The organism is Variovorax sp. J22R115 (assembly GCF_030317005.1).
Classification (GTDB): domain Bacteria; phylum Pseudomonadota; class Gammaproteobacteria; order Burkholderiales; family Burkholderiaceae_C; genus Variovorax.
In genome coordinates this window covers 234,964-258,486 of the sequence record NZ_JASZYM010000002.1, presented here as the reverse complement: position 1 = coordinate 258,486, position 23,523 = coordinate 234,964, and the positions used below count along the sequence as shown (strand labels likewise).

Genomic DNA, 23,523 nt, shown 5'->3' with positions numbered 1-23,523 from the left:
TCACGCTAGGGGCGCTCCCAGACGTGTCCGCTTGGCGGCTTCAATCGCATCAGTCCGACACCCGCCACAGGTGAGCGGTCCAGCGGGGGCACGCGCGACGAAACCGGATCCAGAATCGAACTGGGGGGGATTGGCCCTGGATCGCTTCCGGTTTGCGCCCACACATCCGCCAAATAGCGAACGGCTTGTGGCGCCGCAACGCTGGTTCCGTTCATCGAAACCCGCATTCCGCTGCGGGTGCCTGCGCCCAGAGTGCCCGGGCAGCTGAACGCATCGTCGCCCGGCGCGCTCCAATTGACTCCGAATGTCGTGCGCGTCGGAACAAGATTGACCGAAGCCTCCGATGAGTACAGCGTTGGCATCAGGTCCGCGCGATCGGGTCCCCGGCGATAGGCGCCGATGACGTAGGTGAGTCTTCCGGTGGCGATGCCGCTCAGCGTGTTCTGCCGCTGCACATAACTTTCGCCGGCATCGAATTCCACGGGCATGCCGTTCGGAGCGAAGCGCAGATACCGGCAATCGTCGAAGTAGGACTGACGACCCTTGGCGCGCCGGCCGCCAGGCGTGTCGCTGCGCTTGATCCACGCGTCGAAACAGGCCTCTCCCGATCCGAGCTCCACGCGGACGGTCCAGATGCCCGATGGCACCAGCGGCGAGCCGCTTCCCCAGTAGTCTTCTGCGGTCGGTGACAGACTGATCACGATGCTGCTCAGTGCTGCGCCGAAATTTACGTACTCCATCGTGTAGGGAGGAGGCGGCGGCGAAGTGGCCGTGCTTGGGGGCTCCACGGGGACATTCGACGTGACCTTGTCGGTCGAAATGGAGAAATCCGTGCCATCAGGCGAAATGAGCGTCACGCTCACGGGTGCGCACGAGCTTGGGAAATAGATCTCCATGAAGCTTGGAGTCAAGCCGCAGGGTTGGATTCGCCATGCGAGGTCGCACGCGGTTCCAGCCTGAACCTTGAATCTTGCATGGGTGCGCGACTGTCGATAGTTGCCTGCGGCAAGAACGACGCGCATGGGCGTCGAGATGATCCGGGAAAACTCAGTGAGCGCATCGACGAAGCACTCGAATGCCGAACTCCCGTCATGCGGTCCTTCGTGCGGTCCGTAGCTGAGATTCGCCACCACAGGCAGGGTCTCGCCGGGCTGGCGGAGGCTGCGCGCGCGCCACAGGACATAGACGAGGCCCCATGCGGCGTGAACGGTCAGCGTGGAGCCAGCGGGGTCGCCCACTGATATCTCTGGCATCTCGACCGCGATGATCGGCTTTGCGGTCGGCGCTTCGTCGAGGTCGTACCCGCTCGCCATGTCCAGGACGTGTGTTCCGTGGGATTGACGCCGAGCCAGCGGCTTGTAGCCTTCCACCTCCATGTCCAGCACGGATAGATAGGGATCGCGATAGACGCTGTCCTCCGCGTCGCCCGCTGCCTTGGCGTCGTGCACGGCAATGTCGATTCTCGCGGCGGTGAATTCCTTGCCGGGCGTGCCGGGCTCGATCCGCCCGCTGGCATCCTGGACCCACACATACTCGACCCGGGTGAATACCTGGGCGGGGCCGGACGTCGGCCGCCATCTGCGGGCGAATCGCGGATGGGCGAATGCAATGCCTTCGTCCAACACCGCCACGACCACGCGCCGATCCGAAGGATTCATCGACGGATCGGCGCACTGGACTCTCGAACGCTCAGCGCTCCAGGCGGCTTCAGATTCGGAAACCGATCGATCGACAAGCTCCTCCACATCGTCCAGGGTGACGGGCGGTCCCAGTTCGGCGCGGAGGATCGACGCGTTCCAGCGCGCGCTTCTTGTCAACGCGGCCGCGTCTTCCCGCACGAGGATGACGCAGAACTTGAACTCGTCCGGAAGTGCCCCTCCACCAAAGAGACGCGGTACGCGGATTGAGTCATCCTTGTCCACTTCGTCCACAAACGCACGACGAAATAGGCTGACCGTCCAACCCTGCGCGAACTCCACCAGCAAGGGCAGCCACTTCCCCGATCGGAGGAAGGCCCGTTCGCTGCGCAGGGCCCAGTTCAGATACGGCTGGGCAGTTCGCGGGGGCCGCGGCTGGTCAGGACTATCAACTTCATGCGTGATCATGGTCGGTCCGTCGCCGGATACCACTCGGCCTTTGCTGCACTCCACAGCCAGTTGAGGCAAGGCGCGTAGTTGACCTCAACGTTTGGGGCTGTCAGGCGCGCCACGAAGGGCTTCGTGGCAGGCGGCTTGATCACCGGCACTTTGACCGCATCGCCGACCACGTCATAGATCTCCGAGCCGGTGAAGTCCTGCAAGCCATTGAACTGCGTCCCATCGAACTTCCAGGCCTCCACGCTGCCGGTTGCGGGAGTTGTATATCCCGAACCTCCCGCGCTCGGGAGTGGGGCGCTCGCACGCGCGACGAAGTAGCTGCCGATCGTCAAGCCGAGCAACTGCCCCGCCATGCTGTCGACCGGGTAGTGCAATCCCGCCACCGTTCGGTTGATCGCTATGCGGTGCGCCTGCCGCATGAGTTGCTCGCGCAACTGCTGTGTCTGTGCCAGCGTCTTTGTCGGATCGGATACCAGCGCGTGCAGCACGCGGGCCACCGCATGAGCTTCGGTCGAGTGGCCGCTGGGAAGCGAGCCGTGAATGGGCGTCTGCAGGATCGGCTGAATCTGCGGCGAGTACTCGTTCGGCCTTCGCACACACAGTGCGTTCTTGAAGCTCATTTCGGTGTACTTCGCAAGCCGCAGAACGAGACCCAGCAATTCGATGGTGTATCTGTGCCGCGCGGGATAAAGCGGCACGACGGAACCCCAGAACGCGTACTGAGGCGCCATCTGTGCAACTATTTCGCGCGCCCGATCGACCCGCAGGTCGGCATAGCCATTCATCAGGACGAGTTGGCCAGCGAAGATGCTGTCACCAGGACGCAGCATGGAAATCAATGGCTTCCATGTGCCGGCCGGTGGACTCGGTCCCAATGCGGTATTGGGTCTCAAGAGGCTGTAGAGCGTGGCTTCGTACGAGAACGTGGTTCCGGGCGGGACCGGGCTACCGTCCATTGGGGCGTCGATCGAGAAGTAGAGCGAGGAAAGCAGTTCCGACTCAAAGACGAAGCGTCGTATGCGGGTGTCCCAGCGAGAGAGCGGTCCACCGACGGTTTGAGGAATCTCGCCGCTTTGCCAGGCGGTCGGCTGGTAGTCCCAACTGCCCGCAATCCCGTCGCGATGAGCGATGAGGGCGAAGACCGGGGAGCGCCGCGCGCGTTGAGCAGCCCCCTCCGCCCCTTCTGCGCCTTCTGCGCCTTCCGCACCCTCAGCTCCCTCTGCACCTTCCGCACCCTCTGCTCCTTCGAGATAGCTCATGTCGCATCCTCCTCGAGAAATTACCTTGGTATGCCAGCACTCTGCATCGCAGAAGCGACCGTCCTCGCGAGCTTGAACGGCGCAGCCGGGGATCTTTCGAGATACGTGGAAACCTTGAAGGTCGGGTCGATCTTCAAAAGTTCGCGGGCCCACTTCCGTGCCTCTTCCTCGCGGCCAAGTTGCCATAGGGCGGTGATCAGAACGCGCAAGGTCGACGCATGCGTCCGATTGAGGCGCAGCGACGCTTGAGCGAGGTTCACCGCGCGCGGGTATTGGCCCGAGGCCAGCGAAGCCGTCGCGCCCAGAGAGTCGAAGTAGTATTTCAGTGGATCGAGCGGGGAGAGCTTCATCGCCTGCCGGGTGTGGCGCACGGCTTCTTGGCCCTCGTCGCGGAACGCGTGCAGCGTACCCTTCAGCAGCCACCCCAGTGAATCGTTGGGGTTCTCGCGCAGCGCGGCCTCGTAGCGTTCTTCCGCGACGTCGAGGTTCTTCAAAATGTAGGTATTGACTTGGCCTTCGACAACCATCGCCAGCGAGAGCGTCGAATCGCGGTCGAGTGCCCGCCGCGTGTTGTCCAGCGCCTGCTTGCCGTCCGCCATGACGTCATCGGACCATCCCTGCGTGACGCGCAGCACGTGCCACTTTGCCAGCCACGCGTACGGAGCCGCGAGGCGCGGCGCACGATCGATCAACGTCTGCAGCAGCAATCGTGACTGCTGCGAAGCCGTGGGCGAAATGCGATGCATCAATGTGATTCCGGCCAGTAGCAGTGTGCGACTTTCGAGCGTCGGCAATGCCTTGCCGGTTGCGCGCTGCACCTCGTGCGCGCTCATCGCCATGGAGATCTCGCTCACGAGCCGATCCGCCAAGTCATCCTCGCCGGCGATGACGCCGGCAACCGCGCCCTTGAGCGTCTTGGACCAGATGACCTGACTTGAGCGAACTTCGGCGAGTTCGGCATTCAGACGCAACCGGCCACCGCTGATCGCCAAGGAGCCCGAGACGACGTAGTCCGCATGCAGGTGCAGTGCAATCGTGTCGAGGTCCATCTTGCGTCCGCGAAACGCCGTGGTCGACAGGCGAGACACGACGTTGATCTCGGGTGAGCGCGACAGCGCGGCGATCACGTCGTCGACCAGAGCCTGCCCGATCACGTCGTGCTCGGACTGGGCACCGCTGCCGCGGTTGGAAAAAGGCATCACCGCCACCGTCGCCTTCAGGTCCCCGCGCGACGCCGCGGTTTCGAGAGCAGGTCGCTCGCCCGGCGCACCGATCCGAAAGGCGCGCACCGGATCCTCCAGGTGCTTGAGGTAGCACTCGCCGAGGTCTTCGATCTCCGCATCCAGGTCGGCGACGAGTTGGTCGCGCACGTCTGCGGATACGACGATTTCGTCCGGGCCGGCGAGTGACGCGAGTCGTGCGGTGAGATTCACGCCGTGTCCGTAGACGTCGCGCGCGTCCGAGATCAGGGGACTCACGTGCACACCGACGCGCACTCGCATCTTGCGATGGTCCTCGAGTCCTTCGCTCGTCGCGAGACTGAGGCGCTGCAATTCGAAAGCCGCAAGCACTGCGGAGGGCGCCGCAGGAAACTCCATCATGAGTCCGTCGCCCAGACTCTTCACGACGCGCCCACCATACGCGGGCGCGATGCGGTCGGTGGCTTCTGCTGCGTAGACTCGCCAGCGCTGCACCGCATTCGTCTCGTCCTCATGGATCAGACGAACCGATTCGACCACGTCGACGACCACTACGGCGCGCACGACGCGTTCAAAACCGCCATCGAACCGGGGTTGGGCTGGCATTTTTTCCTCGATCGGATTGTCGAGGGCCGGGCCGATGACCGCAAGCAGGGAAATCGCGTTGCCATTCCAGCGCTCTTCGATGGTTTGCGCCTGGCACCAAAACGAGCTTCGATGCAACGGAACGACTCCCCGAGCGCACCATGGGCGCGCACGATGCCCTGCGAACCGATGCTTGAGGAAGTCGACTGACCGGCTCATGAGTGCTGCTTTCACCGCTTGATGGGCGAGGAATCCCGCAGCGATACCGTAGACGTTTCGCAGGCCTCGCGCATCCATCAAACGGATGAGCCTCAGTCGATAGTGCAAGGATGACCCTCACGGATTCCCTCGCCGCCCAGTGCGCCCGCATCGGCCGTGGCCCTCCATGGCGACGCCATCCGACTCGGTGGCTACGAGATGCGCTTCATTGCCACCGATCAAGAGTTCACCCAGGTTGAAGCGTGCGATTGCTGACCATGCACGGGCTGTTGGTCAACCTCGATCACGAAAGGGCGCAAGCGGACGCGCCCACAGCGCCGGACGTGCTCGGAGCCAGCGCGGGCCTTTGTAGCTTCGCCTTGATTGACACGCCCGCAAGGCAGCGCGAAACTGCAGTCATCCATCTCTCAGCCGCGCGGCACGATCCGGTTCGGGATCGTGATTGCATTGGCACGCCGAGTCGTTGCTGAAGCGACCACGAGTCGACGAACGTTTTCCCTGTCACACACTGGAGCTCTACGATGACCTCTCAAAGACAAGTCCTGATCGCCGCATGCACGGCACTGCTGCTCGGGTCGAGTGCTGGAATCGCAGGCGCCGAGACGCCAGCCCACCAGCGGGTGGACCTCGAAGACGCACGAGGCGGCTCGACGGTTGTGTCTGTCGTCGGCGAGGTCACGGCGATCGATCTCGCCAACCGCATCGTGTCGATCAAGGGCCCCAAGGGCAACATCGGCGAGATGAGGGTCGATCCGGCAGTCAAGAATCTGGACCAGGTCAAGGTCGGCGACCGCGTTCGCCTCAGCTATCGAATCGGCGTCGCACTCGCGCTGGTGAAGGGCGGAGACGGCATTCGCGAGAAGGTGGAAACCGACTCGGCCGCGGTTGCCGCGCGTGGCGCGAAGCCGGGGGGCGTGGTCATGAAGAGAACCACCATCGTCGCCAATGTCGAGAGTGTGGATGCCAAGCGAGGCGTTGCCACGCTCAGGGGCCCGAGCGGCGATTTCGTGGACGTGAAGGTGCGCGATCCGAAGGTCTTGCACGAAGTCAAGGCAGGGGATCAGGTCGTCGCGAGCTTCACTGAAAGTGTGGCGCTGCGCGTCCAGCCTGCGCCGGCGAAATGATGGCGCGGCTTGCCGGCATGCGCAGGTGTTCGATCTGGGCATCCGCAGCGCGGCCCGGCGCACGCGGACTGGACAAGCTCCATCAGGCGTTGATGCAATCCCGCAGCACCCCGTAGGCGCGACCGGTCGCTACGATGGGGGACGGTTCCGATCCCGTCCAACCCGAGGGTGCTCATCATGGCTGACGAGAAGTTTGATTCCGATTCGCTTCCAGGCGTCGTTTCGTCGGCCGCTTCGGATCTGTCGAGCCTGCGGCCCAGCCTGGTCGAGAACGCCCTGACTCAGGCGCTGCCTCTGCCTGACATCATGTTTGGCGGCGCGGTTCTCGTCGTGGTGATCATGTTCCATGCCTTCTGGATCCGCGTCATCACGGGCTCCTATCTCAAGAGATCGAACGCGCTGAAGTCGCGCGCTTCGTTGTGGCAGGCCGACTTGCTGTTCACCCTGACCGTGATGATGCTGCTCGCGCTGCATCTGGCCGAGGTGGTGGTCTGGTCGGCAGCCCTGATCTTTGGCGACATCGTCGCGAACTGGTCGACCGCCGCCTACTTTGCGGCCAACTGCTACACCGCGCTGGGCGAGCCGTTCTCGCTGCCTCAGGCATGGCGCATCGTGCCGCCGATCATCGGGATGTCGGGGATCTTCACCTTTGCGTGGACGGCCAGCGTGCTCGTCAATTTCGTCTCACGCTACAACGACCTGCGCGAGTTCATGACCGGGCATCGACGGGCCGCGCACGAATCCTGAAGCGCAGGCTCAGCCGATCCTGCACCTGCATTGCGCCGCCGAGAATGGAGAAGGGCACGATGCCGAAGTCGGACTGCTTGAGTTCGAGCGTTCCCTCGACGCTCATCGCGCCCTCCACAGTCTCCATTTGCGCCGGCACATCAAAGCTGCGGCGGACCCCGTGCAGCGTGATGGTGACGTCGAGCCGCAACCCTGTCGGCGTCTTCTCCCCGCCGCTGATGTGAATGAGCGCGTAAGGAAAGCGTTGCGTCTCGAGCACCTTGTCGAGCATGTTCGAGCGCGTGCCGGCGATGTCGGACTCGGTGGGCTGCGTGTCCAATCTGCCTTCCGCGCGAAGTACCGGCTCGTCGACCGACAACTCGGCCAGGGGGACAAAGAAATCGGCAATTCTTTCGTCCGGGGCGATGTAGCCCTGGACGCCACGGCTCGCAACGACGTGATCATGTCCGAGGTGCGCGAGCGATCCGCCGCGACGCACCAGGACGGAGACGAGTGATTGTTCGGGGTCCACGCGATAAACCGGCTTGCCCTGCGCCGCTGCTTCTTGATAGCGCTTGATAGGAAAGCCCTCCGGGGCGCTTCCCTTCGCAAGCGTCGGGGCTGGCTCCGGCGCTGTCACACGCACGGGCGGCGCGCAAGCCGCGATCAGCATCACGAGTGCGATGGCGTAGCCTAGGCGCAGCATTCACGAGGCCTTGCGCAGCCGCACGCGGAACTTCACCGCGACCTCGGGCCCGATCACATCCGTGGCGGTCCACTCGCCGGTGCCGATGCCGAATGGCGATCGCTTGACGGTGAATTCGCCTTGCATCGTCACGCCGTCGGACGCCTCGCTCCATCTGAAGGGCACCTCCACCGGCTGTTGCACTCCCTTCAGCGTGAGCACGCCGCGGGCGACGTAGCTGCCAGCCTGCGCAGGGGTCTGCCGGATATCGGTCGAGTGGAACTCCGCCTGCTGATGGCGGGCAAAGTCGAACCATTCGGCCCCGGCAATGGCCTTGTTGATGTCCGCGCTGGCCATGTCCGCACTCGCGACCCTGATGGTGACATCCAGGCGGCCGCCGGCAGGCTTCGCCGGGTCGAAGTCGAGCCGCGTGTCGAACTCCTTGAAGGTGCCTGGAGCCGGCGATTTCTCGAAGGTGGCTGCGAACTCGAGCCGGCTGTTCGCAGGGTCCATTTTCCATTCGGCGGCGAGCGCGAAACCTGGCGCAGAGCAAGCCAAAACGGCGAGAAGACTGGCGAGCCCTTTCATTTCACGAGTCTCCTCGAAGGCAGCATTCGCCTCAGCACGTTGTTTCGCTTGACGAAGTGATGCCGCAGCGCGGCGCCGATATGCAGCATCAGCAAAGCGACCAAGGCAATGCCGAGTGCGAAGTGCACGAGCGCCACGACTTCTGCCGTGTGCTTGTCAGGTGCAATCAAGGCCGGCAGCGGCAGCTGCCAAAAGATGCGAAACGGGATGCCCGCCGCGGAGTTGATGACCCAGCCGGTGAGTGGCATCGCGATCATCAGGACATAGAGCAGGGCGTGGCTCCATCGTGCCGCAGCGCGCTCCCACGCGGGGGTGTCTGCCGGAAGCGGCGGCGTCGGCCTTGCCAGACGATTTAACAGCCGTGCGATGACCAAGGCGAGAATCAGCATGCCGATGGACTTGTGCCAGACGAAGAGATTGATCTTTGTCGGCGAAAGCCGCCACCCGACGGCCAGCCAGCCCATTGCGAACTGGATGAATATCAGCACCGCGATCAGCCAATGGAAGAGCCTGATCGACGCGCTCCAAGCGGCGTCGGTCTTCGCTTTCCCGGACGGGGCCGATGAGGGAGGAGTTCGCATCGCGCCCAGTGTCGCAGTTTGGGGCCATCTTGGACAACCCGCCTTCGCCTTGTCGCGCCGATCGAGCCGGCACACTTCAAAGTTGCCCCCTAGCTGCAGGACGCCTCGGCGAGCGGCATGGACGCCTCGATGTCATTCGCAGTCAGTGTGATGGGCGTGCACGGCGACGCGCGGTAGCGCTCCACGGCCTTCGCCTCGATCACGTCGAAATGGGCCTCGCAAGCCTTGAGCAGGCTGATCTCGTCGTTGCTTGCGCCAAAAAGGTTGTGCAGTGCGTCGTCGGCGATGCGGGCCATGATGCGAGGTCCGTCGAAGCCGTCGGGATAGATCGCGAACCGGACAGTCTCCGTGTCGAGACAATGGATCGCTTCGCAGTTCATGGTGAGCTCCTTTTTTCTTGGCTCATGGATTTCACGCTTTCACGGCCGAACGGATGCGCGCCATACTCGCAATGCAGGGACAGAAGCCGCCTACAGAAAGACATCTCCCATGAGCGATCCCTTCGATCTGAAGCGTTTCGTGGATGCCCAGGCCGGCGTGATCGACGGCGTTGTCGATGAACTGCGTGCGGGCAGAAAGCGCAGCCACTGGATGTGGTTCGTCTTCCCTCAACTGCTGGGACTGGGGCGCAGCGATATGGCGCGGCGCTATGCCATCGCTTCACTCGATGAGGCGCGCGCCTACCTGGCGCATCCGGTGCTGGGGCCAAGGTTGCGGGAGTGCAGCGAACGGGTCCTGGCGGTGGATGGCCGCACGGTGCACGAGATCTTCGGCGCGCCGGACGATCAGAAATTCTGGTCGTCCATGACGCTGTTCGCCGTGACAGTCCCTTCGGCGGCGGTCTTTCGTTCGTGCCTGGAGAAGTACTTTGCAGGTCAGTCCGATCAGGCGACCTTGGCCTTGATCGGCTAGTTCAACTGTCCGTTGAGATAGGGCTCGGGGTCGACCGGCACGCCTTGTTTGCGGATCTCGAAATGCAGCTTGACGCGGTCGGCGTCGCTGTTGCCCATCTCGGCAATCTTCTGGCCCTGTCGCACCACGTCCTTCTCTTTCACGAGGATGGTCTGTGCGTGCGCGTAAGCGGTCAGGAAGGTGTCGTTGTGCTTGACGATGACCATGTTGCCATAGCCGCGCAGCTCACCTCCGACATAGACGACGCGGCCGTCCGCCGACGCGACGATCGGGTCTCCGAGGTTCCCGGCGATGTCCAGCCCCTTGTTGCGGCTGCCGTCGAAGGTCGAGAGCGTGCGGCCGCTCGCCGGCCGGATAAAGATTGCTTGCGGTTTCGGCGCGGGCGCCGTCGCCTGCGGCGGGGCGACCTGCCCCGCAGGCGGCAAGGGATAGAAGGGCTGTGTCGGTCCTTGCCTTTGCTGCTGCGGTGCGGTAGTGCAGGCGGCCAGGACGGCTGCGGCAAACACCGCGACACCGGCGCGAAGAAGGTAGTTCTGTTCTTGCATGGGTCTTTTTGAAACGGATTCAGCAAAAAGGGTTCCCGCGGTCTCGCAACCGGGCCGTATTTTTAGCACGGCGCTGAAATTGCTGGCGTCATCATTTTCTGCAGCGATGGCTGGCGCGCGAGCACCGCGCTGCGGGGGCCGGCGTCCACGATCTTTCCGGCCTCCATCAGCACGACGGTGTCGAATCGATCGAGCAGGCTCAGCCGATGAATCGACGCAATCACGCAAGCATCCGGAAATGCTGCACCGATGCGTTCGAGCACGCGGCCCTCGGTGGCCGCATCCAGCGCGCTGGTGGGCTCGTCGAGCAGCAGCAACGAGCTGCCCTGGGCGGCGAGCACGCCGCGCGCCAGACACAGCCGCTGCCGCTGGCCGCCCGAGAGGTTAAAGCCGCGTTCGGAGAGGGGCGTATCGAGTTCACCATGTGTTGCCTTCAACACATCGTCGAAAGTGCTCACGCGCATTGCGGCCCGAAGCTGTTCGTCGTCGAAGGGCTGACCGAAGCCGAGGTTCTCGCGCACGCTCGCTTCGAACACTTCGGTTTCTTGCGGGATCAGTGTGGCGATCGCGCGCAGGCGCGACCAGGGTTGTGGTTGGCCATCGATGGCCACGGTGCCGCCATGCGGCGCATAGAGCCCGGCGAGCACACGCAGCAAGGTGCTCTTGCCTCCGCCGCTGGGGCCGACCAATGCGATGCGCTCGCCGCGGCGCAGCGCTAGCGACACCTCGTGCAACCCGCTGCGTGCGGTCTCGCCGGGCGCCTGAGTGCCGCGTGGGTTGTAGTTCCACACCAGGCCTTCGACCTGCGCAGTGCTCCAGCGGGCATCGCGGTCGACGTGCTCTTCCGCGAGATCGGCCGCGCGCGCTGGCGCCTGCCAGATCGGCGCCGCGCTGGTGTAGTCGGTGTGCATTCGTGCGAAGAACTGGAAGTTGGCCGCCATCGATGAAACCACGCTCGCGGCCTGCTGCGCATACTGGTAGATCATGAAGACCGAGCCCAGCATCACGGCTTGTCCCGGCGCGCGCGATTGCCAGACGTACACGACGACCAGTCCCCATGTCAGTGCCAATCCCATCAGGTCGACGGCACACCATTTGCCTTCGTTCAGCACGACGGTCCGCTTGAGCGGCTCAGAGATCGCTTCCATGCGTCGTCCCAGCAGCCCTCTCGAAGCGGCCGACAGCCGCAGTCCGATCACCGTCGATGCGTTGCCCAGGAAATCGAGGAGTGTCGCGACATAGCGCCGGTCGGCATCGTTCTCGGCGCGTGCGAGGCGCATCAGCGCGCGGTCGAAGCGCACGATGATGACCGCGATCACGATATAGCCGATGATGGCCATTGCACCGCTGGCGCGTGACAGAAGCGTCAACGCGACCAGCGGCCCGATGAAGTTGACGATGTTCGTCAGATAGATGAACTGGTTCTGCGCGAAGTCCGACAACGCCCGGCTGGCCTGATGCACCCGGTGCTGCAGCTCGCCGGAGTGGTGCCCGTCGTGCCAGACGAGCGGCGCGGCTGCGATGCGGGCGTAGAGCGCATCGGCGAGCCTTTCACGAACGCGCAGGCCCACGTTGCGTTCGAGAATTCGCCCCGGACCGTGAATCACCCAAGAGAGGATGTAGACGCCCGCCACCGCCGCGATCCATTTCCCGGAGCTCTCTATGTCTCCGGTCTGCAGCGCATTGATGGCCTGCGCCGCGAGCCACGGCATCGTGAGGCGCAGGATCTGCGACCCGGTCAACAGTGCCGTCGCGGAGAGCATTTGCGGCCGCGCGCCCTCTGCGTACTGCCAGAGCGCCGCATAGAGTTCACGGACGGCGTTGCCGGGTGCGCTGCTGCTCATGCCTTGGCGCCTGCTCTATTTCTGCGGAATCGGCGTCGCACGATCGATGGGAACCGCGGTGACGCTGTTCTTGGGAGATCCGTCAATGAGGAGATCGGAATAGGTCAGGTAGACGAGCGTGTTGCGCTTCGCGTCGACCATGCGCACGACGCGCAACCGCTTGAAAAGGATCGACAGGCGCTCGCTGTAGACCTCCTCGCGCTTCGGCAATGGCTGAGTCACGCTGACGGGCCCGACCTGGCGGCAGGCGATTGAGGCCTCGGCCTTGTCCTCGGCCAGTCCAAGCGCGCCCGAGACCCCGCCCGTCTTCGCGCGTGACACGTAGCAGGTGACGCCGCTCACCTTGGGGTCGTCATAGGCCTCGACCACGATCTTGTGGTCGGGTCCGATGAACTTGAAGGCTGTGTCCACTTCGCCGACAGGTTCGGCGCGCGCCAGCGCCGCCGTCGCCGTCAACAAGAGGAGAACCGGGAGCAATGGAAAGGGCCGAATGCACGTCATGCGATGTCCACCGTGTGCACGCGGTCGAAGCTGCCGCGGCGCCGGTCCTCGAAATAGCGCTGCAGCGCCTCCTTGACCGTGCGGAACGCGATCTCCTCCCAGGGAATCTCTTCCTCGGTGAAGAGCCGGGCCTCGATGGTCTCGTGGCCCGGATCGAACCTGTCGCTCAAGAGTCTCGCGCGGTAGAACAGGTGCACCTGCCCGACGCGCACGACGCTCATGACCGCGAAGAGGCCTTCCATTTCGTACTGGGCACCGGCTTCTTCATCAGTCTCCCGCGCCGCGCCTTGCTCGGTCGTCTCGTTGAGTTCCATGAAGCCGGCTGGCAAGGTCCACTTGCCCCAGCGGGGCTCGATGTTGCGCTTGCACAATAGAACCCGATCGCCCAGCACGGGGATGGTGCCGACCACGTTCAGCGGGTTCTCGTAGTGGATCGTGTTGCAGGCCGGGCAGACCGCGCGTTCCTTGGTGTCGCCGTCGTCCGGAACACGGTAGACGACCGCGGTGCCGCAGTTCTTGCAGTGCTTGATAGGGACGCGCAAAAACATGAGGCGTTCAGATGACCTTGACAGTCAGCGTAGGCAGGCCGGTGATCTCGCCGACGAGCGTGTCGCCGGCCACCACCGCGGCGACGCCTTCAGGGGTGCCAGTGAAGATCAGGTCGCCGGGCTGCAGTTCCCATGCGGCCGAGAGGTGCTCGATGGTCTCGCCGATGTTCCAGATCAGCTTGCTCACATTGCTGCGCTGGCGGTCGGTGCCTCCCACCTGCACGGAGATCTCGGCCTTCTCGACATCACCAGCCTGCGCGACCGGGACGATCGGGCCGATCGGCGCGCTTTGCTCGAAGCTCTTGCCGATGTCCCATGGGCGGCCTTGCTTCTTCATGTCGTTCTGCAGGTCGCGGCGCGTCATGTCCAGGCCGACGGCGTAGCCGAAGATGTGCTTGTGCGCATCGGCAGCCTTGATGTTCTTGCCACCCGTTCCGATGGCCGCCACGAGCTCGATTTCGTGGTGCAGGTTCTTGGTGAGGGTCGGGTAGGCCATGGTGCCGGTCGTGCCGGCATCCACCACCACGACGGCATCGGCCGGCTTCATGAAGAAGAAGGGCGGCTCGCGACCGGTGAAGCCCATTTCCTTGGCGTGTTCCTCGTAGTTCCGGCCCACGCAATAGATGCGGTGCACCGGGAAACGCGTGGTTTGGCCGACCACGGGAATCGACACGACAGGGTGGGGGGTGAAAACGTACTCGGAAGCCATGGAAAAAACGTCCTTTTCAGCGAAAACGGCAGTGTGCCAGAGGGCGGCGCCGGATGCCCCGGGGAATGGCCTCAGGGGCTGCGCGAGGCTATGCTTGCCGGATGATGAAGCTGCACAACTATTTCCGATCTTCCGCCTCCTTCCGCGTGCGCATCGCGCTCAACCTGAAGGGGCTCGACTACGAATACGTCCCCGTGCATATCGCGCGCGGGGACCACAAGACCGGGCCTTTCGCCGCCATTTCGCCGGACAAGCTGGTGCCCCTGCTAGAGGACGACGGCGAGCGCCTCACGCAGTCAATGGCAATCATCGAATACCTCGACGAGATCTACCCCGAGCCGGCACTGCTGCCGCACGACCCGGTGGGCCGCGCGCACGTGCGGGCGCTGTCGGAATCGATCGCCTGCGAGATCCATCCGTTGAACAACCTGCGCGTGCTCAAGTACCTCGTGCGCGAACTCAAGCTCGACGACGACGCCAAGAACGCCTGGTACCGCCACTGGGTGCGCGAAGGCATGGTCTCTTTCGAGCGCCAGCTCGCGCAATACCCCGAGGGCACCTACTGCTACGGCGACACGCCGACCATGGCCGACTGCTGCCTGGTGCCGCAGGTCTTCAATGGCCAGCGCTTCGACTGCGACTTCAGCGGCCTCCCGCGCACCATGGCGGCGTTCGAGGCCTGCATGCAGCTCGACGCTTTCCAGCGGGCACAGCCTTCGCGTTGCCCCGACGCCGAAGCGTGATCCATCCGGACTGGCTCGTCCCCGACTGGCCGACCGCGCCCGGCGTCCACACGCTGTGCACCACGCGGGCGGGGGGTGTCTCAGCCGGCAGCTACCAGGGCCTGAACCTTGGCGACCACGTCGGCGACGAGCCCGATCACGTTCGCGCCAACCGCTCCATGCTGCACCAGGCCATCGGCGCACGGCCGGTGTTTCTCCAGCAGGTGCATGGAACCTGGGTGACGCCGCTGGACTCGTCGAGCGTCGACGGCGCGGCGGCGGACGCCTGTACGACTGTCGAAAGCGGCATCGCCTGCACGATCATGGTGGCCGACTGCCTGCCGGTGCTGTTCACCGATGAAACGGGCAGCCGCGTCGCTGCTGCGCATGCGGGGTGGCGAGGGCTCGTCTCGGGCGTTCTGGAACGGACAGTCGAATCTTTCGACGCCGATGGCGGCGCCCGGAGAATCAAGGCCTGGCTCGGCCCCTGCATCGGGCCGGACGCCTTCGAAGTCGGCGACGAGGTTCGGGCCGCGTTCGAAGCCTCTGCGCCGGAGGCTCGCGACTGCTTCAGGCCCACCGGCTCACCAGGCAAATGGATGGCGGATCTGCCGGCCCTGGCGCGTCAGCGGCTGCGCGCAGCGGGCGTGATGCAGCTTCACGGCAACGACGGCAGCGAATCCTGGTGCACCGTGCACAACCCGTTACGCTTTTTCTCGCATCGGCGCGACCGGGTCAGCGGGCGCTTCGCCGCCTGCATCTGGCGCGACTGAATGCGCGGCGGCGGCTCGAATGGCGGCCTCGCGTTCGGCTGCCTCGCGCTCCTTGATGGCGCGGCGACGGGCTGGCGTCGCCATCAGGTAAACCACCAGTGCCACCGGCGCCAAGCCGTAGAGTAGAAAGGTGAAGACCGCGCCCAGCACGGTGCCGTTGGTGTTGGTGGCCTCTGCGACCGCCATCATCAGGGCAACATAAAGCCAGGCAATCACGACGAGATGCATAGACGATGATTTCAGGAAGGTATCGGGAGCCGCGCTGGTGGGGCTCTCGTGAATGCAGCATACTCAAATCCCGTATTGATGAGGCGAGGCACCAGGAGACATCATGAAACAACAACATGCCACGGCGGCCGACACCTTCGCGCCGTTCCAGCAGGCGCTCACGCAGGGGTGGAGCAAGGCGCTCGAATCATTCCAGTCGCTGGGCATGGGAGGCAACGGGCACGACATGTCCTGGGAAATGCCGAAGTTCTCACTCGCGACCGAGAAGCTGCAGGAGCTGCAGCAGCAGTACATCAACGAAGCCACCGAGCTCTGGCGTCAGGATGTGGCTCACAGGACGATCGGCGACAAGCGCTTCTCCGCAGAGGCCTGGAGCAGCAACCCCGTGTCGTCCTTCGCGGCGGCCGTCTACTTGCTCAACGCACGCACGCTGCTGGGCATGGCGGAGGCCGTCGAAGCCGACGAGAAGACGCGCTCGCGCCTGCGCTTTGCCGTCGAGCAGTGGATGGCGGCGTCGTCGCCCAGCAATTACCTCGCCTTCAATGCCGAAGCGCAGAAGAAGGCGCTCGAGACGCAGGGCGAGAGCATTGCCAAGGGCATCCAGAACCTGCTGCACGACGTGCAACAGGGCCATCTGAGCATGACCGACGAGAGCGCCTTCGAGGTGGGGCGCAACGTCGGCACCACCGAAGGCGCCGTCGTCTTCGAGAACGATCTCTTTCAGCTGCTCGAATACAAGCCGCTCACCGCCAAGGTCTACGAACGTCCGCTGCTGCTGGTGCCGCCGTGCATCAACAAGTTCTACATCCTCGACCTGCAGCCCGAGAACTCGTTGATCCGCTATGCGGTGGAGCAGGGGCATCGTGTCTTCGTGGTGAGCTGGCGCAATCCGGATTCGTCCATGGCCCAGTACACCTGGGACCAATACATCGAGGACGCCGCGATCAAGGCGATCCACGTCACGCAGGAAATCACCGGCCAGGACAAGAAGGGCGGAAAGATCGACACGCTCGGCTTCTGCGTGGGCGGCACCATCCTGAGCACCGCGTTGGCCGTGCTGGCGGCGCGCGGCGAGCAGCCGGCCTCGTCGGTGACCCTGCTGACCACCTTGCTCAATTTCACCGACACCGGTGTGCTCGACATCTTCATCGACGAAGCCTTCGTGCAGTTCCGCGAGATGCAGATGGCCAAGGGAGGCTTGCTGAAAGGCGGCGAACTCGCGTCGACCTTCAGCTTCCTGCGCCCCAATGACCTCGTGTGGAACTACGTGGTCGGCAACTACCTCAAGGGCGAGACGCCGCCGCCCTTCGACTTGCTGTACTGGAACAGCGACGCCACGAACCTGCCCGGCCCCATGTACTGCTGGTACCTGCGCAACACCTATCACGAGAACAAGCTCGCCGAGCCCGGCGCGCTGACCGTCGCCGGTGAGCAGGTGGATCTCGGCAGCATCGAGGCACCGGTGTACATCTACGGTTCGCGGGAGGACCACATCGTGCCTATCGGCGGTGCGTACGCATCGACGCAGGTGCTGACCGGCAAGAAGCGCTTCGTCATGGGCGCTTCCGGCCACATCGCTGGCGTAATCAATCCGCCCGTCAAGAAAAAGCGCAGCCACTGGATTCGCGGGGACGGCAAGCTACCGGCAACGCAGGAACAGTGGCTCGAAGGAGCGACCGAGCACCCCGGAAGCTGGTGGACCGACTGGTCGAACTGGCTAAAGACCCACGCGGGCAAGCAGATCCCTGCCCCCAAGACCTACGGCAAGGGCAGCGCCTACAAGGCGATGGAACCTGCGCCGGGCCGCTACGTCAAGGCGAAAGCCTGACCCTTTTCCTGTCATTTCAATCCACGCATCGGAGAGCACACCATGGAAGACATCGTCATCGTTTCAGCCGCACGCACCGCCGTGGGCAAGTTCGGCGGATCACTGGCCGGCATCCCTGCCACCGAGTTGGGCGCCATCGTGATCAAGGAAGTGCTCGAGCGCGCCAAGGTCGGCAACGACCAGATCGGCGAAGTCATCATGGGCCAGGTGCTGACCGCGGGGAGCGGACAGAACCCGGCGCGGCAAGCCCTGTTGAAGAGCGGCATCGTCAATTCGACGCCCGCGCTCACGATCAACGCTGTCTGCGGTTCGGGCCTCAAGGCCGTCATGCTGGCCGCGCAAGCCGTCGCGACGGGCGACAGCGAGATCGTCGTGGCCGGGGGCCAGGAGAGCATGAGCCTGGCGCCGCACGTGCTGCCGAATTCGCGCAACGGCCAGCGCATGGGCGACTGGAAGCTGATCGACACGATGATCGTCGACGGCCTGTGGGACGTCTACAACCAGTACCACATGGGCATCACCGCCGAGAACGTGGCGAAGAAGTACGACATCAGCCGCGCAGCACAGGACGAATTGGCGCTGGGCAGCCAGACCAAGGCCGCCGCTGCGCAGGACGCCGGCAAGTTCAAGGACGAGATCGTCGCGGTGAACATCCCGCAGAAGAAGGGTGATCCGGTCATCTTCGACAAGGACGAGTTCATCAACCGCAAGTCCAGCGCCGAAGGCCTGGCTGGCCTGCGCCCCGCCTTCGACAAGGCGGGCGGCGTGACGGCCGGCAATGCCTCGGGCTTGAACGACGGGGCCGCGGCCGTACTGGTGATGACCGCCAAGAAGGCGGCCGCGCTGGGCCTCAAGCCGCTCGGCCGTATCGCCAGCTACGCGAGCACCGGCCTCGACCCTGCCTTTATGGGCATGGGCCCGGTGCCTGCTTCGCAGAAAGCGCTGCAGCGCGCCGGATGGAAGCCGCAAGACCTCGATGTGCTCGAAATCAACGAAGCCTTTGCTGCGCAGGCCTGTGCCGTGAACCGCGAGATGGGCTGGGACGTGAACAAGGTCAATGTGAACGGCGGCGCCATCGCCATCGGCCACCCGATCGGCGCGTCCGGCTGCCGGATCCTGGTGACGCTGCTGCATGAAATGCAGCGCCAGAACGCCAAGAAGGGCATTGCGTCGCTTTGCATCGGCGGCGGTATGGGCGTCGCCCTGACGATCGAACGCTGACCCTCAGTCTCGCCCACTTCGTGTGGCTCGGCCGCCCCCTCTCGGGGGGGTAACACCAGCGGACCGGCGGAGCCGGTTCCGCGGTATTCCCGGAACTTGAGGAGACGACTTGAGCGACAACGACGCTGAGCTTTTTCGAGTCATTCGGGACGAATTGTTCGTTGCCGCCGTGGGCGACGTGCTCGACACGATGGGCTACCAGCACCAGTTTCTTCCGGCGGGCATTGCGCCCCTGGAGAAGTCGATGCGCATCGTCGGCCGTGCGATGCCGGTGCTCGAAGCCGACGTGATCAACGACGGCAACCGATCGGCCGGGCCGTTGTCGGGCAAGCCTTTCGGGCTGATGCTCGAGGCGCTGGATGATCTGAAGCAGGACGAGATCTACATCGCTACTGGCGCCTCGCTGCGGTACGCGCTCTGGGGCGGCCTGATGTCGACACGGGCCCGACATCTCAAGGCGGCCGGCGCGATCCTCGACGGCTACGTGCGTGACGCCGACGAGATAGAGCGGCTCGGTTTCAACGTTTTCTGCCGGGGCACCTATGCGCAGGACCAGGGCGTGCGCGGGCAGGTGATCGACTATCGCTGCACCATCGAGATCGAGGGCATCCGCATTGCGCCCGGCGACCTGCTTTTCGGCGACCGCGAAGGCGTGCTGGTTGTTCCGAGAGCGGTCGAGTCCGAGGCGGTGGCGAAGGCGCTCGACAAGGTGCGCACCGAAAACAAGGTGGCCGATGCGATCCGGGGTGGCATGAGTGCCTGCCAAGCGCTGGAGACCTTCGGCGTGATGTAGTTCCTGGGGCTTAGGAAAAACAGAAGGCCTCCTTCTGTAAACGCTGATTGCGCCGCCGCATGCCTGCGGCGACCATGAGGCTTCCCTATAGGTCAAAAAGGAGACATCTTGAAATTGAAATCGACATGGGCGGCTTTCGCTTGGGCGTCCCTGGGTGTCGGGCTGCTCGGCATTCAGACTCACGCTGCCGCGCAAGGCGCGTGGCCCGAGAAACCCGTCACATTGGTGGTGCCCTATTCGGCAGGCGGCCCGACCGACGTAGTGGCCCGCATGCTGGCGATCCCCATGGGCAAGTCACTCGGGCAGACTGTGATCGTCGAGAACACCGTGGGTGCCGGCGGCACGATCGCGCCGGCGCGGGTCGCCAAGGCGGCTCCCACCGGCTACACGATTCTCATCCACCACATGGGCATGGCGACCGCGCCGGCGCTCTACAAGAAGCTGCCATACGACCCGCTCAAGGACTTCGAATACGTCGGACAGGTCCTGGACGTGCCGATGACGCTGTTGTCGCGCAAGGACTTCCCGGCCAACACCTTCCCGGAACTGCTGAAGTACGTGAAGGCGAACAAGGACAAGGTGTCCCTGGCCAATGCCGGCGTGGGTGCCGTGTCGCAGTTGTGCGGGCTGCTGCTCATGAGCCAGATCGGCGTCGATCTCACGACCGTGCCTTACAAGGGCGCCGGTCCCGCGCTCAACGACCTCATGGGCGGACAGGTCGACTTGTTGTGCGACCAGACCACGCAGACGGCGCCGGTCATCAAGGAAGGCAACCGCGTCAAGGTCTTCGGCGTCACCACGCCAAAGCGGCTGTCGAGCATGCCCAATGTTCCGACGCTCGACGAGCAGGGACTCAAGGGCTTCGACGTGCGGGTGTGGCATGGGGTTTACGCACCCAGGGGCACGCCTCCGGCCGTGATCGAGAAAATCAACGTCGCGTTGCGCGCGGCATTGCAGGACGACGTGGTCAAGCAACGGCTGGCTGATCTGAGCTCGGAAATCGTGCCGATGGACAAGGTCACGCCTGAGGCCCTGCACAGCCATCTTGCGTCCGAGATCGCCAAGTGGGGCAAAGTCATCCGGGCCGCCGGCATTCAAGGCGAATGAGGGCTCACCCCAGGCTGCGCGCACTTCGTGTCCGCTTCGCCCACCCCCTGCCGGGGGCAACACCTGCGGCCCGGCGGAGCCGGTTCCGCGGTGTTTCTACAATGAGCTGTGCGGGTTCAGTCGCCGAGTTCGATGAGCACGGGTTGGTGGTCGGAGACGCGTGTTTGCAGGTCGACCTCGACACGGCGCACTCTGGGCGCCATCGCATTGCTCACGAACACGAAGTCGCAGGCGATCGGGTCGGGGCCGTACTGGCGATCGAAGAGGCGGAAGGTGGGGTCGTGCGGGCGATCGGGATGAGCCAGCGGCCACGCATCCTGCAGGCGCTTGTCGGGCGTGCCGCCGACGGGCAATGCGGGGTCGGTGAAGGGCTGCTGTATCTCGTCGTAGGCGGGGTCCGATGCCGCCATGTTGAAGTCGCCGCAGAGGATGGCCTGGGGGGTGTGCAGCTTGGGCTGGAAGGGCGATCCGCGGAGTTCGACGACCGGGGGGGCGGCCGCCTGCTCGCACGCCTCGACGTGCAGGGCGCGCACGGCCCGGGCCTGTGCCAGGCGCTGGGTGGACGAGTAGTACTCGAGGTGCGTGGTCATCACGCGCAGGGAACCTAGCTCCGGGCTGGTCAGCGTGACGACGGTGCACATGCGCGGCATGCTGCTCACGCTCGGGTCGGCGGGCCACGGCAGCAGGTAATGCTGCACGCGGGACACCGGGAGCCGCGTGGCGATCAGGTTGCCGAAGCGCTGGCGGCGGCCGTCGGCGTCGAACTCGTCCACGGCCGCGCCGAAGAAGAGCTGGAAACCCGGCAACAGCCACTGCAACTCGGCGGGCTGGTCGCCGGGGCGTCCCGCCATGCCGTCGAAGCCGGAGGCGATCTCCTGCAGGCACAGCACGTCGAAGTCGCCCATGGCACGGGCGCCCTCGACGATGCGTTCGACGCTCACGACTCCGTCGAGGCCGCAGCACCATTGGGTGTTCCAGGTCACGAGTTTCATTTGATGCCGGCCCTCATGAAGCTCTGCACGAATTGACGCTGAAAGAGAAGGAATGCAATCAGCAGCGGCGCCGAGGTCATCAGGGTCGCCGCGGTGATCACCGACCAGTCGACGCCCTGGTCGACCGACGAGAACACCTGCAGCCCGACCGTCAGCGGCCGCGCGTTGACGCTGTTGGTGATGATCAGCGGCCAGAGGAAATTGTTCCAGTGAAAGCTCACCGACACCAGCGCGAAGGCGGTGTAGACAGGTTTTGCCAGCGGTACGTACACGCGCCACAACGTCTGCATCGCGCTCGCGCCCTCGACGCGGGCTGCCTCGTCCAGTTCCTTGGGAATGCCCATGAAAGTCTGCCGCAGCAGGAAGATCGCGAAGGCGGAGGCAAAGTAGGGCAGCCCGATCGCAACCAGGGTGTCGACCAGGCCGAGCCGGGCCATCGTCTTGTAGTTCTCCACCAGCAAGATGTCCGGCATGATCATCAACTGCACCAGCACGAGGGCGAAGGCGATTCCGCGGCCCTTGAATTCGTAGCGTGCAAAGGCGTAGGCCGCGAGGGTTCCCAGCACGAGCTGCACGACGAGGACCATGCCGACGAGCAGGGTGGTGTTGAGGAAGTAGCGCGCGAACGGTGCGGCTTCCCAGGCGCGACGGAAGTTGTCCAGCGTGAGCGGCGCTGCCAGCGCGAAGCGCGTCGAATACTCGGCCGGATGGAAGGCGGTCCAGACCGCATAGGCGAGCGGCAGGATCCACAGCAGCGCGAGCAGCCATGCGGCCACCGTATCGAGCCAGGTCGGTTCGTTGAAGGCCAGCCGTTGTGCCGGAACGGCAGCGTTCATTTGTAGTGGACCTTCTTGTCGAGCACGAAAAATTGGAAGAGCGCGATGCCGGCCAGGACGACGACCAGCACCACCGTGATCGCCGAGGCGTAAGCCGTATCCCAGAAGCTGAACCCGACCTCGTACAGGTGGTAGAGCAGCAGGATCGACGCGTTGTCCGGCCCGCCGCGGGTGAGCACGAACAGATGGTCGACCATTCGGAAGGCGTTGATGAAGGCATTGACCAGCACGAACAGCGTGGTCGGCATCACCAGCGGCCATTGCACGCGGCGGAAGAAATACCAGCGAGACGCACCCTCGATGGCCGCCGCCTCGCGCAGGCTCGGATTGAGCGTCTGCAACGCGGCCAGGTAGAAGATCATGAAGAAGCCGGCTTCCTTCCAGATCGCGACGAGCGTGACGGCACCCAGCGCGGTCGACGGGCTGCCCAGCCAGTTGTGCGAAGGCAGGCCGAGCGCGCCGGTGATCTGCTCCAGCAGGCCGTACTGCGGCGTGTAAAAGAACAGCCAGATGTTGGCCACCGCGATCATCGGCAGCACGGTCGGCGTGAAGTACGCCATGCGCAGGAAGGCGCGGCCCGCGATGCGTTCGTTGACCCACAGCGCCATGACGAGTGCGAGCGCGATCGACAGCGGAATGGTTGCACCCGCGAACCAGAGGTTGTTGCGCACGGCCTTCCAGAACACCGGGTCGCTGGTCATCACCGCGTAGTTCTCCAGCCCGACCCACACGCCCGGGCGCTTGCCCTTGGGTGTGGAGAAGAAGCTGTCGACCAGCGTCGAGACGGCCGGCCAGTGCGTGAACGCGACCAGCAGCGCCAGCGCGGGCAGCAGCATCAGCCACGCGTGCACCGCGTTGCGCGACGCGGTGCTCCCAGCGGCGATGCCGTGACTGCGCATGGT

24 protein-coding genes and 1 pseudogene are annotated in these 23,523 nt (G+C 64.4%); 9 read left to right on the top strand and 16 right to left on the bottom strand.

Annotated elements, in window-relative coordinates; genetic code table 11:
* Positions 1 to 5: 5 nt before the first annotated feature.
* Genes QTI04_RS04150 through QTI04_RS04140 form a run of 3 tightly spaced genes read right to left on the bottom strand, consistent with a single transcriptional unit; the run spans position 6 to position 5,160 of the window.
* Complete coding sequence (locus QTI04_RS04150) at positions 6 to 2,105, bottom strand: S8 family serine peptidase (RefSeq protein WP_286614304.1); 2,100 nt, start codon at positions 2,103 to 2,105, stop codon at positions 6 to 8.
* Entirely contained in the window at positions 2,102 to 3,355 is a 1,254-nt protein-coding gene (locus QTI04_RS04145) for a phosphatase PAP2 family protein (RefSeq protein WP_286614303.1), read from the bottom strand. The genes QTI04_RS04150 and QTI04_RS04145 overlap by 4 nt, the downstream gene beginning before the upstream one ends.
* Before the next feature lie 20 nt (positions 3,356 to 3,375).
* The gene (locus QTI04_RS04140; RefSeq protein WP_286614302.1) at positions 3,376 to 5,160 is read right to left on the bottom strand and encodes an adenylate/guanylate cyclase domain-containing protein; all 1,785 of its coding nucleotides are present in this window, start codon (positions 5,158 to 5,160) and stop codon (positions 3,376 to 3,378) included.
* A 719-nt stretch (positions 5,161 to 5,879) separates the two neighbouring features.
* Here QTI04_RS04140 and QTI04_RS04135 point away from each other — a divergent pair.
* Positions 5,880 to 6,482 (top strand): hypothetical protein, encoded by a 603-nt coding sequence (locus QTI04_RS04135; RefSeq protein WP_286614301.1) that lies wholly within the window; start codon positions 5,880 to 5,882, stop codon positions 6,480 to 6,482.
* A gap of 177 nt (positions 6,483 to 6,659) precedes the next feature.
* A complete protein-coding gene (locus tag QTI04_RS04130; RefSeq protein ID WP_286614300.1) occupies positions 6,660 to 7,229 on the top strand; it encodes a hypothetical protein in 570 nt (189 codons plus the stop codon).
* On the opposite strand, the gene QTI04_RS04125 is transcribed toward QTI04_RS04130, so the two are convergent.
* The 4 genes from QTI04_RS04125 to QTI04_RS04110 form a co-directional block, all read right to left on the bottom strand.
* Complete coding sequence (locus QTI04_RS04125; RefSeq protein ID WP_286597791.1) at positions 7,192 to 7,914, bottom strand: YceI family protein; 723 nt, start codon at positions 7,912 to 7,914, stop codon at positions 7,192 to 7,194. The two genes, QTI04_RS04130 and QTI04_RS04125, sit on opposite strands and share 38 nt — an antisense overlap.
* Positions 7,915 to 8,406: a YceI family protein gene (locus QTI04_RS04120; protein WP_286614299.1), complete on the bottom strand. Its 492-nt coding sequence runs from the start codon at positions 8,404 to 8,406 to the stop codon at positions 7,915 to 7,917.
* Positions 8,407 to 8,477: 71 nt separating this feature from the next.
* Complete coding sequence (locus QTI04_RS04115; protein ID WP_286614298.1) at positions 8,478 to 9,062, bottom strand: cytochrome b; 585 nt, start codon at positions 9,060 to 9,062, stop codon at positions 8,478 to 8,480.
* 89 nt (positions 9,063 to 9,151) lie between these two features.
* On the bottom strand, positions 9,152 to 9,442 hold the full coding sequence (locus QTI04_RS04110) for a hypothetical protein (RefSeq protein ID WP_286614297.1): 291 nt from the start codon (positions 9,440 to 9,442) through the stop codon (positions 9,152 to 9,154).
* Positions 9,443 to 9,551: 109 nt separating this feature from the next.
* Here QTI04_RS04110 and QTI04_RS04105 point away from each other — a divergent pair, with 109 nt between their 5' ends.
* Positions 9,552 to 9,974 carry a DUF1810 domain-containing protein gene (locus QTI04_RS04105; RefSeq protein ID WP_286614456.1) on the top strand — a complete coding sequence of 141 codons (423 nt, stop codon included), beginning with the start codon at positions 9,552 to 9,554 and terminating at the stop codon, positions 9,972 to 9,974.
* Here QTI04_RS04105 and QTI04_RS04100 read toward each other — a convergent pair.
* The 5 genes and pseudogenes from QTI04_RS04100 to QTI04_RS04080 form a co-directional block, all read right to left on the bottom strand.
* Positions 9,971 to 10,333 (bottom strand): annotated as a pseudogene (locus QTI04_RS04100) (murein hydrolase activator EnvC); the annotation flags it as partial. The gene QTI04_RS04105 and the pseudogene QTI04_RS04100 overlap by 4 nt on opposite strands.
* Before the next feature lie 248 nt (positions 10,334 to 10,581).
* On the bottom strand, positions 10,582 to 12,363 hold the full coding sequence (locus tag QTI04_RS04095; protein WP_286614296.1) for an ABC transporter ATP-binding protein: 1,782 nt from the start codon (positions 12,361 to 12,363) through the stop codon (positions 10,582 to 10,584).
* A 15-nt stretch (positions 12,364 to 12,378) separates the two neighbouring features.
* The gene (locus QTI04_RS04090; RefSeq protein ID WP_286614295.1) at positions 12,379 to 12,864 is read right to left on the bottom strand and encodes a CreA family protein; all 486 of its coding nucleotides are present in this window, start codon (positions 12,862 to 12,864) and stop codon (positions 12,379 to 12,381) included.
* The gene (locus QTI04_RS04085; protein WP_286597799.1) at positions 12,861 to 13,412 is read right to left on the bottom strand and encodes an NUDIX hydrolase; all 552 of its coding nucleotides are present in this window, start codon (positions 13,410 to 13,412) and stop codon (positions 12,861 to 12,863) included. The genes QTI04_RS04090 and QTI04_RS04085 overlap by 4 nt, the downstream gene beginning before the upstream one ends.
* Before the next feature lie 7 nt (positions 13,413 to 13,419).
* A complete protein-coding gene (locus tag QTI04_RS04080; RefSeq protein ID WP_286597800.1) occupies positions 13,420 to 14,121 on the bottom strand; it encodes a fumarylacetoacetate hydrolase family protein in 702 nt (233 codons plus the stop codon).
* Between the two features lie 104 nt (positions 14,122 to 14,225).
* Here QTI04_RS04080 and maiA point away from each other — a divergent pair, with 104 nt between their 5' ends.
* Together maiA and pgeF are read left to right on the top strand one after the other, a co-directional pair.
* Positions 14,226 to 14,864: a maleylacetoacetate isomerase gene (maiA, locus tag QTI04_RS04075; protein ID WP_286599232.1), complete on the top strand. Its 639-nt coding sequence runs from the start codon at positions 14,226 to 14,228 to the stop codon at positions 14,862 to 14,864.
* A complete protein-coding gene (pgeF, locus tag QTI04_RS04070; protein ID WP_286599234.1) occupies positions 14,864 to 15,616 on the top strand; it encodes a peptidoglycan editing factor PgeF in 753 nt (250 codons plus the stop codon). The genes maiA and pgeF overlap by 1 nt, the downstream gene beginning before the upstream one ends.
* Here the strand turns inward: pgeF and QTI04_RS04065 are convergent.
* Positions 15,548 to 15,844 (bottom strand): hypothetical protein, encoded by a 297-nt coding sequence (locus QTI04_RS04065; RefSeq protein ID WP_286614294.1) that lies wholly within the window; start codon positions 15,842 to 15,844, stop codon positions 15,548 to 15,550. The two genes, pgeF and QTI04_RS04065, sit on opposite strands and share 69 nt — an antisense overlap.
* 103 nt (positions 15,845 to 15,947) lie before the next feature.
* Here QTI04_RS04065 and phaC point away from each other — a divergent pair, with 103 nt between their 5' ends.
* The 4 genes from phaC (at position 15,948) to QTI04_RS04045 (ending at position 20,793) form a co-directional block, all read left to right on the top strand.
* Positions 15,948 to 17,672 (top strand): class I poly(R)-hydroxyalkanoic acid synthase, encoded by a 1,725-nt coding sequence (phaC, locus tag QTI04_RS04060; protein WP_286614293.1) that lies wholly within the window; start codon positions 15,948 to 15,950, stop codon positions 17,670 to 17,672.
* A gap of 42 nt (positions 17,673 to 17,714) precedes the next feature.
* Positions 17,715 to 18,893, top strand: coding sequence for an acetyl-CoA C-acetyltransferase (locus QTI04_RS04055; RefSeq protein ID WP_286614292.1), 1,179 nt, complete (start codon positions 17,715 to 17,717; stop codon positions 18,891 to 18,893).
* Between the two features lie 109 nt (positions 18,894 to 19,002).
* On the top strand, positions 19,003 to 19,686 hold the full coding sequence (locus QTI04_RS04050; RefSeq protein WP_286597804.1) for an RraA family protein: 684 nt from the start codon (positions 19,003 to 19,005) through the stop codon (positions 19,684 to 19,686).
* A 150-nt stretch (positions 19,687 to 19,836) separates the two neighbouring features.
* Positions 19,837 to 20,793, top strand: a complete 957-nt coding sequence (locus QTI04_RS04045) for a tripartite tricarboxylate transporter substrate-binding protein (protein ID WP_286614455.1) — start codon at positions 19,837 to 19,839, stop codon at positions 20,791 to 20,793.
* Positions 20,794 to 20,909: 116 nt separating this feature from the next.
* Here the strand turns inward: QTI04_RS04045 and QTI04_RS04040 are convergent, their stop codons facing one another.
* From QTI04_RS04040 to QTI04_RS04030, 3 genes are read right to left on the bottom strand one after another with little or no spacing between them, the layout of a single operon-like run.
* Positions 20,910 to 21,785, bottom strand: coding sequence for an endonuclease/exonuclease/phosphatase family protein (locus tag QTI04_RS04040; protein WP_286614291.1), 876 nt, complete (start codon positions 21,783 to 21,785; stop codon positions 20,910 to 20,912).
* Complete coding sequence (locus QTI04_RS04035) at positions 21,782 to 22,621, bottom strand: carbohydrate ABC transporter permease (RefSeq protein WP_286614290.1); 840 nt, start codon at positions 22,619 to 22,621, stop codon at positions 21,782 to 21,784. Before QTI04_RS04035 ends, QTI04_RS04040 begins: the two co-directional genes overlap by 4 nt.
* The gene (locus QTI04_RS04030; RefSeq protein WP_286614289.1) at positions 22,618 to 23,520 is read right to left on the bottom strand and encodes a carbohydrate ABC transporter permease; all 903 of its coding nucleotides are present in this window, start codon (positions 23,518 to 23,520) and stop codon (positions 22,618 to 22,620) included. Before QTI04_RS04030 ends, QTI04_RS04035 begins: the two co-directional genes overlap by 4 nt.
* Positions 23,521 to 23,523: the final 3 nt, after the last annotated feature.

Coding starts and splice junctions, on each gene's coding strand:
- QTI04_RS04150 (WP_286614304.1), bottom strand. CDS start 2,105: ATGATCACGCATGAAGTTGATAGTCCTGACCAGCCGCGGCCCCCGCGA.
- QTI04_RS04145 (WP_286614303.1), bottom strand. CDS start 3,355: ATGAGCTATCTCGAAGGAGCAGAGGGTGCGGAAGGTGCAGAGGGAGCT.
- QTI04_RS04140 (WP_286614302.1), bottom strand. CDS start 5,160: ATGCCAGCCCAACCCCGGTTCGATGGCGGTTTTGAACGCGTCGTGCGC.
- QTI04_RS04135 (WP_286614301.1), top strand. CDS start 5,880: ATGACCTCTCAAAGACAAGTCCTGATCGCCGCATGCACGGCACTGCTG.
- QTI04_RS04130 (WP_286614300.1), top strand. CDS start 6,660: ATGGCTGACGAGAAGTTTGATTCCGATTCGCTTCCAGGCGTCGTTTCG.
- QTI04_RS04125 (WP_286597791.1), bottom strand. CDS start 7,914: ATGCTGCGCCTAGGCTACGCCATCGCACTCGTGATGCTGATCGCGGCT.
- QTI04_RS04120 (WP_286614299.1), bottom strand. CDS start 8,406: ATGGACCCTGCGAACAGCCGGCTCGAGTTCGCAGCCACCTTCGAGAAA.
- QTI04_RS04115 (WP_286614298.1), bottom strand. CDS start 9,062: ATGCGAACTCCTCCCTCATCGGCCCCGTCCGGGAAAGCGAAGACCGAC.
- QTI04_RS04110 (WP_286614297.1), bottom strand. CDS start 9,442: ATGAACTGCGAAGCGATCCATTGTCTCGACACGGAGACTGTCCGGTTC.
- QTI04_RS04105 (WP_286614456.1), top strand. CDS start 9,552: ATGAGCGATCCCTTCGATCTGAAGCGTTTCGTGGATGCCCAGGCCGGC.
- QTI04_RS04095 (WP_286614296.1), bottom strand. CDS start 12,363: ATGAGCAGCAGCGCACCCGGCAACGCCGTCCGTGAACTCTATGCGGCG.
- QTI04_RS04090 (WP_286614295.1), bottom strand. CDS start 12,864: ATGACGTGCATTCGGCCCTTTCCATTGCTCCCGGTTCTCCTCTTGTTG.
- QTI04_RS04085 (WP_286597799.1), bottom strand. CDS start 13,412: ATGTTTTTGCGCGTCCCTATCAAGCACTGCAAGAACTGCGGCACCGCG.
- QTI04_RS04080 (WP_286597800.1), bottom strand. CDS start 14,121: ATGGCTTCCGAGTACGTTTTCACCCCCCACCCTGTCGTGTCGATTCCC.
- maiA (WP_286599232.1), top strand. CDS start 14,226: ATGAAGCTGCACAACTATTTCCGATCTTCCGCCTCCTTCCGCGTGCGC.
- QTI04_RS04065 (WP_286614294.1), bottom strand. CDS start 15,844: ATGCATCTCGTCGTGATTGCCTGGCTTTATGTTGCCCTGATGATGGCG.
- phaC (WP_286614293.1), top strand. CDS start 15,948: ATGAAACAACAACATGCCACGGCGGCCGACACCTTCGCGCCGTTCCAG.
- QTI04_RS04055 (WP_286614292.1), top strand. CDS start 17,715: ATGGAAGACATCGTCATCGTTTCAGCCGCACGCACCGCCGTGGGCAAG.
- QTI04_RS04040 (WP_286614291.1), bottom strand. CDS start 21,785: ATGAAACTCGTGACCTGGAACACCCAATGGTGCTGCGGCCTCGACGGA.
- QTI04_RS04035 (WP_286614290.1), bottom strand. CDS start 22,621: ATGAACGCTGCCGTTCCGGCACAACGGCTGGCCTTCAACGAACCGACC.
- QTI04_RS04030 (WP_286614289.1), bottom strand. CDS start 23,520: ATGCGCAGTCACGGCATCGCCGCTGGGAGCACCGCGTCGCGCAACGCG.